6 protein-coding genes and 1 riboswitch are annotated in these 7,972 nt (G+C 63.8%); of the genes, 3 read left to right on the top strand and 3 right to left on the bottom strand.

The genetic code is table 11. From position 1 onward, the window contains the following. Positions 1-16: 16 nt before the first annotated feature. Positions 17-1,438, bottom strand: coding sequence for an NAD-dependent epimerase/dehydratase family protein (locus tag L288_RS29115; protein ID WP_021237708.1), 1,422 nt, complete (start codon positions 1,436-1,438; stop codon positions 17-19). Between the two features lie 378 nt (positions 1,439-1,816). On the opposite strand from L288_RS29115, the gene L288_RS29120 reads away from it, so the two are divergent. The 3 genes from L288_RS29120 to L288_RS0121410 are packed head-to-tail and all read left to right on the top strand — an operon-like array spanning position 1,817 to position 3,941. Further along, the gene (locus tag L288_RS29120) at positions 1,817-2,671 is read left to right on the top strand and encodes an SDR family NAD(P)-dependent oxidoreductase (protein WP_081796016.1); all 855 of its coding nucleotides are present in this window, start codon (positions 1,817-1,819) and stop codon (positions 2,669-2,671) included. 2 nt (positions 2,672-2,673) lie between these two features. Next, positions 2,674-3,129 (top strand): nuclear transport factor 2 family protein, encoded by a 456-nt coding sequence (locus L288_RS29125; RefSeq protein ID WP_021237710.1) that lies wholly within the window; start codon positions 2,674-2,676, stop codon positions 3,127-3,129. Beyond that, positions 3,126-3,941, top strand: a complete 816-nt coding sequence (locus L288_RS0121410) for an SDR family NAD(P)-dependent oxidoreductase (protein WP_021237711.1) — start codon at positions 3,126-3,128, stop codon at positions 3,939-3,941. The genes L288_RS29125 and L288_RS0121410 overlap by 4 nt, the downstream gene beginning before the upstream one ends. Positions 3,942-4,027: 86 nt before the next feature. On the opposite strand, the gene L288_RS29130 is transcribed toward L288_RS0121410, so the two are convergent. Both L288_RS29130 and L288_RS29135 read right to left on the bottom strand, forming a co-directional pair. Then, positions 4,028-5,581, bottom strand: a complete 1,554-nt coding sequence (locus L288_RS29130) for a PepSY domain-containing protein (RefSeq protein WP_021237712.1) — start codon at positions 5,579-5,581, stop codon at positions 4,028-4,030. Positions 5,582-5,586: 5 nt separating this feature from the next. Then, positions 5,587-7,698 carry a TonB-dependent receptor gene (locus tag L288_RS29135; protein WP_021237713.1) on the bottom strand — a complete coding sequence of 704 codons (2,112 nt, stop codon included), beginning with the start codon at positions 7,696-7,698 and terminating at the stop codon, positions 5,587-5,589. Positions 7,699-7,874: 176 nt separating this feature from the next. Next, positions 7,875-7,972, bottom strand: a riboswitch (cobalamin riboswitch). This riboswitch is flagged as partial in the annotation.

The raw sequence follows: 7,972 nt of genomic DNA on the forward strand, positions 1-7,972 counted from the left end.
GGCGCTCTCCTTCCGTTCACCCCGCCGCTTCGCTCCAGACCTGGGCAAAGAAGGGATTGCGTTCCGCCTCGGCGTCATAGCTGTCCGTATCGACCATCGTCTGCGGGCACCAATGGCCGCCCTTCAGATAAAGGCGCGGCGTCATGGTGAAGCGGTGCCCCGCCGCCGACTGCCATTCCACAGGCACATCCGGTCCATCGCAGGACGCCGCCAGACACTGGCCACCGCGATATTCCGCCGCGCCTTTCAGATCGTCAATCCGCCAATCTTCCGGCGCGCGGCTTTCATCATAGCCGTGGTTCAGCAGGGCCGGCTCGCGCGAAGGATGGGCGAAGTTGAACTTGTCCCAGTCACGCGGAATGGCTTCCCACGCCGCGCGCGATCCGAAATAAGCCTTGATCTTGGCTTCGTCATTATGGGCGAACCAGTAGAGCGATCCCTCCGGCGCCTTTGCGAGCTTTTCGATCCGCTTCGACACCGCGCCCGGCATCAGCTTGGGAACGGTCCGCGCGATCCACGGCATGTGCTTGGGCGCTTCCTTGAAATAGTCCCACAGCGACTGTTCGCGGAAGGGCACCAGCGCTTCCAGGCGGTCGGAGTCGGAATACCATTGCCCATGGAAGTTGCGCGTCGCGAACCAGTGCGGCCGGAGTATCTTCTGATAGTTGGACATCTGCGCCGCCATGAACTCATGGTTCACGACCCGCGACGAAGCGCCGCCGCCCAGATTATAAAAGCCGCGCCAGAATTCCGCCGGAACATCGTCGCCGCACAGCGCCGCCATCAAACGGCCGCTGTCATTTGCGGTGGACCATTCGAACACGCCGTTCAGCGGATTGTGGAACATGATCGGGTCGAAGATCTTCCACATCTCATAATGCGCCATGCCGCTCTGCCGCACAGAGGCCCAATGGGTGATGCCGCTTTGCGCGACAATGGCTTCGGCCTGCGTCTTGGTGACGGCATAATGATCATAGACGCTGATCTTGATAGGGTCGCCGGTACGGCCCCATTGAACCGGCGCATTGCGGCTGCCCGTTTCAGCGACCGTGCCTATATAGATGAGGCGGGTGGTCTTCGGGTCGCCCACCGCGTGGATCGCATCGACGATATTCTGCGTGCCCCCGACATTCACCTTCGTCACCACGTCGAGCGGCATCCGGTCGCACAGCGGCGACACCAGCGCGCCGACATGCAGCACGACATCCGCGCCCTTCACGCCTTCGCGAATCGACGCAGCGTTGGTCAGGTCGCCCCAGACGATCTCCGCCGCATTGCTGGCCGTGATGTCGCGCACCACCGGATGCGCCTTCTCCTCCGGCCGCACCAGCACGCGCAGGCGCAGCGTGTCGCTTTTCGCAGCGATGCGCTTCACCACTTCGCGCCCCATATTGCCGGTTGCGCCCGTCAGGAAAACCGTCTTGCGGCTGTCGTTCATGCTATTTTTCCCCAATCGTCGAAGGCGAATGATTTGGCGCTTTCGCTAGCGGCAACCCAGCCTCTTGTCCCTACGAAAATGCTCAACCGCCGGCACTTTTCGACCTCGCCCTTCGAGCTCGAAAAAAAAGGCCGGTCAAACGACCAGCCTTGTGAGTAAGGAGAGATGCCTAGAAAGGCTGATATGTTTGTAGACCCTTTTAAAGCACGCGCAAGCATTAAATAGACTATGCTTTATATTTTATCCTACACCGGTGCAGCCATTCGGCAGCAAGACCCGGTTGCCGCGAATGAAAAATAGCGATAGCACGTTTTTCCGACGCATAAGGAGGGCTGTCACGCATTCGGGCGGCCACATGCGTAACCGATGGAGAGGAATATGGCGCGTTTGGCGGGTAAAATCGCGATCGTTACGGGTGGTTCCCGAGGAATGGGCGCGGCGACCGTGCGGCAGTTCGTGCGCGAAGGCGCGAAGGTGGTGATCGCCGATCTTCTGCCCGAGGGTGAGGAACTGGCGAGGGAACTCGGCCCGGCGGTGCTTTTCCACCGCACCGACATTTCCAGCGAAGCCGACTGGCAGGCGCTGCTCGCGGCGACAGAGGCGGCATTCGGCACACCGGACGTCCTCGTCAACAATGCGGCCATGCAGCGTTTCCGCTCCATCCTGGAATGCGAGATCGATGATTTCCGCAAGGTGCTCGACGTCAATCTGATTGGCACCTTCATGGGGTTGAAGATCGTCGGCGGCGCGATGGTGCGGCAGCGGCGCGGCTCCATCATCAACATCTCGTCGGTGGACGGAATGCGTGGAGCCAACGGCTATGCCGCCTATTCATCCAGCAAATGGGCGGTACGCGGCCTGACGAAGGTAGCCGCGATGGAGTTCGGCCCGCGCGGCGTGCGCGTCAATTCGGTTCATCCCGGCGGCGTTCAGACGGTGATGGGCAACCCCACGGGCGCGGCGGCCGAAGATATCGACAAGGGGTTCGGCATGGTGCCCGCGCAGCGCAGCGGCCAGCCTGACGAAATCGCCGCCGCCACCCTCTTCCTGGCGAGCGATGAAGCGTCCTACATCATCGGCGCGGAACTGGCGGTCGATGGCGGCTGGGTCGCAGGCATCTATAACCACATGCTTTCCGGCGCGCCGGAAGATGCCGATTATGGCGCCCGTACGGCGACTCACGACACCAACAAGTTTCTGGATGACGCGCTTCGCGCCAGGGAAGGGAATTGATCATGACCACGCTGCAAAGCCTGCTGGACGAGCGGGAAATCACCCGCGGACTTGGCCATTTTGCTCGCATCCTCGATCAGAAGCGCTGGGATGACCTGACCACGGTCTTCGCCCACGATCTGGCGTTCAACTATGGCGCGGGCGGCGAACAGGAAGGAATTGAGGCGCTGGAGGAACAGATGCGTCAATTTCTGGATGTCTGCGGCGGCACGCAGCATCTGATCGGCAGCATATTGGTGGATGTGGACGGCGACCGTGCCGAAAGCCGCGCCTATGTGCAGGCACGGCATCAGCGCCGGGACGATCCGGTAGGCGCGATCTTTGATTCGACCGGTGAATATCGTGACCAGTGGGAAAGGCGCGCCGACGGCTGGCGCATCGTTCGCCGCGACGCGATCTGGTTCCTCCATAGCGGCGATCCGGCCGTACTGGCGGCGGGGGAGGATCAGTTGGGATGAGCGGCGCGGCTACGCTTGCCGAACGCTATGGTCCGCGAGCATTGATCCTGGGCGGCTCGGAAGGGATCGGCGCGGAATTCGCCGATCTGCTCGCCGGGTCTGGCCTCGATCTCACACTCGTGGCCCGGTCGGCCGCTGCGCTGAACGAGACTGCTGGAAAGATCCGCCGGGTGCATGGGGTCGATGTCGAGATCATCGAACTTGACCTCGCTGCTCCCGATATCCCGTCCAGGGCGAGCGACATCATCGCGGCGCGGGACTATGGCCTTGTCATCTACAATGCGGGCGCGACCCATGGGGTGAGCCTCTTTTTGGACCAGCCGGTCGAGCGCGCGCTCAACCTGGTGGCGCTCAACTGCGCGTCGCCGGTGGCCTTTGCCCATGCCGCGCTCGGCAAGATGCGGGAGAAGGGCCGGGGCGGCCTGATCCTGATCTCGTCCATGTCAGGACTGGTCGGCAGTGGCTATGTCGCCGCCTATGCGGCATCCAAGGCCTTCGAAATCGTGCTGGCGGAAGGATTGCATTGGGAATTGCAGCGTGACGGAGTGGACATTTTGTGCGCCGTCGCATCGCTTACCGACACGCCCGCCATGCAGCGTTCGGGGATGGTAGCGGTCGAAGGGCTGACGCCGATGGACGCCCGGACCTTCGCATCGGGCGCGCTCGGCGCGCTTGGAACCACGCCGGTCTGGTACGCCGTGGGGGACACGGCGGTCGAGGGCCTGCGGGCGATGCCGCGTCCCGCCGCCACGGCCAATGCTTCCGCCATATCGGCGCAGCTATGGGGTATAGAGGCCGATCGCGGCGGCTGATGAAGCTGGAAAATCCCGCGGCATCCAACGCAGCGCTGCTCGCCTTCAACGAGAGCGGCGAACGGGCCGATCCCGCCGCGATGGCTTCATTGGTCTCCCTCTGCCCTGTCGAAGCGCGGTGAAGTGCTTGCGATGCTCGTCCGCCCCATCGCCATCCGTTCGCGCTTGGCGGCGCTGCGTCGATAGCTTTTGGCGAGATGCCGCCATCCGATCACGATGCCGGACAGCGACATGACGATGCCCAGCCCCGACAGCAGCCACATGAGCGGATCGCGCAGCATGCGGTTGGCCAGCAGGAAGGGCAGATCGAAATCATGAAGCGCGTTGAACAGCCAGCGATAGGTGCGGCCGCTGGCATTTTGCTGACTGAGCAGGCCCCCGCTTTGCGGATCGATGGTCACCCATGTCCGGTCGGCGTCAGCGAAGATGATGCGGAGCACCGGCAGCGGCCGATCATGCCCGTGCGAATACCAGTAGAGATCCGGCTCCGTCAGGAGGATGGTTTGCCGGATCGGCACGCCGGGCATCAGGCGTTGCGCTGCGGCGGCCAGTTCGGCCTGGGTGAACCGCAGCGGCTGTCCGCTGGGGCTGGCCATGACAGGCGGCGTGTCACCTGTTGAGGCCAGTGTCACGACAGGACGGCCGCCGATCCACCCGAACCGCGCCTCACGGGCTTGCGCTGCGCGCGCGGCAAGGCTGGCCATGTCCAGCGCGGGAAAATCGGCACCCGCATGCGCGGCATAGAGGGCAGGGCCGCCTGCCGGTCCGTTCCGCGCGAACCAGTCGAACGGATTGACCGACAGCCATCCGCTGAACATCCAGGTGATGGCGAAAAGGCCGCCGATCAGCCCTGTCAGATGATGCCATTTCATCCAGCCGCGATAGGGCGTGACCGCGCCATTTTTGTAGCGCCGCCGCAGCCGCATGCGCAAAATGCCGATCCACAGCCCCGTAACGCCAACGATGATCGCGGGGCCGGAGGTCCATAGCACCACCTGCCGCCAGAATGCGCCGTCCCGCCGGAGGGCGCTGAGGTAGAGCCAGTGCGGCACCGCGCCCGCCCAGTTCCACGCCCGCTCCCGCGCATTCGTATTCTGCACCACTTCGCCGGTGGTGGAGGAGACATAGAGTTGCGTCCCTGCATCGTCCGCCAGCGATATTTTCCAGAGCGGCCGCGCCCATGAGAGCCCCTGCGCGATGGTCCACTGGTCGTCATGGATCTTCTCGACATGGCGGACCGGCGCACCGTCAGCGAAACGCTGGGCGGCCGCCACCGCCGAAGCGGCATCGGGAGCGGAAAGCGGGCGTCCGTCGACGGCGGACAGGGCGACGCGGCCGTCCTTGCCCCTGATCCGCCAGGCCGGTTCGCCTGCCGCCATGTCCAGGCGAAGCTCGGCGGGAAACTCCGCCTGCTTCGCCCGGCGCAGCGCGTCGGCGGGGCCGATCGCCACCCGGCTCCAGTCGATGGGCGTTGACCCCGCCAGCCTTTCCGCCTTGGTCAGCGACGGGTAGGGCACATACATCATGACGATGCCCGACACGAACCAGAGCAGGAACAGCAGGCAGGCGGCGATGCCGAGCCAGCGATGGACCCAGTAGAGCCATCGCAGGCCGGTCTTGACCAGAGCCGGGCGGGCCATCAGCCTTACAGGCTCATGTCTAGCCGGACATCGAAGCGCCGGGGTGCGCCAAGCAGCCATTGCGAAGAATTGCTGCCGGTGGAGTAGATCTTGTCGAAGACGTTGCTGACCCTGCCGTCGACGGCGACCTTTTCGCTGATTGTCCAGCGCAAGCCCACATCCACCACCTCATAACCGGGGACGCGCAGGCTGTTGGCGTTGTTCGACCAGCGCTTGTCAACGAAGCGGGCGGAGACGCGCGCCTGCAACGGCTCGATAAAGCGCCAGTTGGCGGAGATGTTGGCGGTCTTGGACGGAATGCCCGGCGGCGTGTTCCCGGCCCGGTCGATGATGGCGCCGCCGACGATCTCGCCGAATTCCTTGAACCTGGCCTTCAGCACAGTGCCGTTCGCCTCGATTCCGAAGGCGTCGGTCAATTGGAGGGCCAGCGTCGCCTCTATGCCCTTCGAGGTGCGCCTGCCGATCTGCTGCGTGATCAGCCGGTTATCGGGATCGGGGGAGAGGAGGCGGCGCTTTTCTATGTCGAACAGCGCGATCGATGCTGATCCGCGGCCGTCCAGGAAGCGCTGCTTGACGCCCACTTCGAACTGACGCGCGGGGGAGAGGCCGAAATCCTTTTGCGAGTTTGACGTGGTGATGAGCGTGCCGATCGGATCGGTCCCGACCGTGAAGGATCCGTAGAGCGACGTGTCCGGCGTTGGATTCAGCACCACCCCGATCCGGCCGGACGTGCTGTTATATTTGCGCTTGAACCCGTTCGCAGGCGTCCGCGCGTCGATGCGCTCCAGTTCATACCAGTCCTGCCGGAAGCCGCCGACCAGCGACAGCCAGTCGCTGAGCTTCAACTGGTCTTCCATGAACAGCGAATATTGTATGGTTAGCGTGCGAAAGCCGAGCGTCGTCGGAACCGGCGAGATGAAGCTGCCCGGATCGAAATCGAACGGGTCCACCACCGAGCTGCCGCCATAGGGCGAATTGTTGATGTGGCGGAATTTGATGCGATTGACGTCGAAGCCGACGAGCAGGCTGTTCTCCACCGATCCGCCCAATGGCGTGCGGATCGTGATGTCGCCACGATCCCCATATTGGTCCTGCCGGTGGATGATGTTGAGATAGTCGCCGCGCGTCACCAGCCCGGTCGCGGGGGAGAAGCGGTAATTCTCAGCATTGAGATAGTCGCGATTCGACTGGAGGTAGTAAGCGGCATTGCGCAGCGTCACTGTATCCGAAGCCTGCCATTCCGTGGACAGGCGCGTCCAGCTATCACGGAAATGATTCTCGCTGTCGGTGATGTTGAAGTTTATCTCGCGAAGACGCTTGTCGAACCGGCCATCATTCAGCGGCGTGCCGAAATAGGGCAGGATATGAACATTGCCATAGTCGGACGCCAGAGTGAAGCTGAGCGTGGGCGTGGCATCCCAGCGGAGCGCGCCTGAAATGGCGAGATTCTGGTTCTCGCTGTTGCGGTCGAGCCAGCCGTCCGATCGTGTGGCGCTGGCGGTCAGGCGGTAGGACAGACCGCCGCCGATAGGGCCGCCAATGTCTCCCGCGATCTGCACCGCATTGTCCGACCCATAGGCGACGCGGGCCTGCATGACCGTGCGATCCGTCACCGGCTTCTTCATGATGACGTTGATCGCGCCGCCGATCGCGCCTTCGCCCGAAATCACCGAGCTTGGGCCGCGCAGCACGTCGACACGCTCCACCGTCCACGGATCTACCGGGAAGGTGAGCGTGCCCGAAGCCACGAACAGGCGCATGCCGTCGACCAGCAACTGCACCGATCCGTGGCCCGAAAAGCCGCGCGCGGCCAGTGCCGTATTGCCGTTCCCTGGCGATCCCTGGAAGGTGATGCCGGTGGCGCGGCTCACCGCTTCCTGAATGGAGATGTCGCCCCGCGCCCGGATCGCGTCGCCGTCCAGCACCTCTATGCTGGCGGGCGTTTCGAAGACGGTAAGGCCCAGGCGGCTGCCGCTGCTAACGGTGTCCAGGCTGGTTTCGGCACGCAGGCCGGTGACCAGGATGGTGTCCGACGGTTCGGCCTCCGCGGCATGGGCAGCGGACGAAAGCGCAGCCAGGCTGGTGGCCGCGCACAGCGCAAATCTGGAAATAGTCATGATCAACAAACCCTGTCTGGCGTCATCGACGTCGAGCGAGGGCGTCCGCGCGAACGGCCGGCCCACGCGACAGCGCGACGCCCCCGGCGCCGTCGCTTGGGTCGATGCGGCCCCCGCCGCACATGCGTCGCTCAGACGGAATATCACCGTGCCTCGGCCATCCCCTGGACCAGGGCAAGAGCGACCAGACGCCGGCAGGTCTCCTGGCTCACGGGTCATCGCTTGATGCATGGCCTTCCCAGGCCTCGCAGGATTTAGCGTCCGGCCCAGTGGC

This window comes from Sphingobium quisquiliarum P25 (genome assembly GCF_000445065.1).
Classification (GTDB): Bacteria; Pseudomonadota; Alphaproteobacteria; order Sphingomonadales; family Sphingomonadaceae; genus Sphingobium; species Sphingobium quisquiliarum.

Coding starts and splice junctions, on each gene's coding strand:
- L288_RS29115 (WP_021237708.1), bottom strand. CDS start 1,438: ATGAACGACAGCCGCAAGACGGTTTTCCTGACGGGCGCAACCGGCAAT.
- L288_RS29120 (WP_081796016.1), top strand. CDS start 1,817: ATGGCGCGTTTGGCGGGTAAAATCGCGATCGTTACGGGTGGTTCCCGA.
- L288_RS29125 (WP_021237710.1), top strand. CDS start 2,674: ATGACCACGCTGCAAAGCCTGCTGGACGAGCGGGAAATCACCCGCGGA.
- L288_RS0121410 (WP_021237711.1), top strand. CDS start 3,126: ATGAGCGGCGCGGCTACGCTTGCCGAACGCTATGGTCCGCGAGCATTG.
- L288_RS29130 (WP_021237712.1), bottom strand. CDS start 5,581: ATGGCCCGCCCGGCTCTGGTCAAGACCGGCCTGCGATGGCTCTACTGG.
- L288_RS29135 (WP_021237713.1), bottom strand. CDS start 7,698: ATGACTATTTCCAGATTTGCGCTGTGCGCGGCCACCAGCCTGGCTGCG.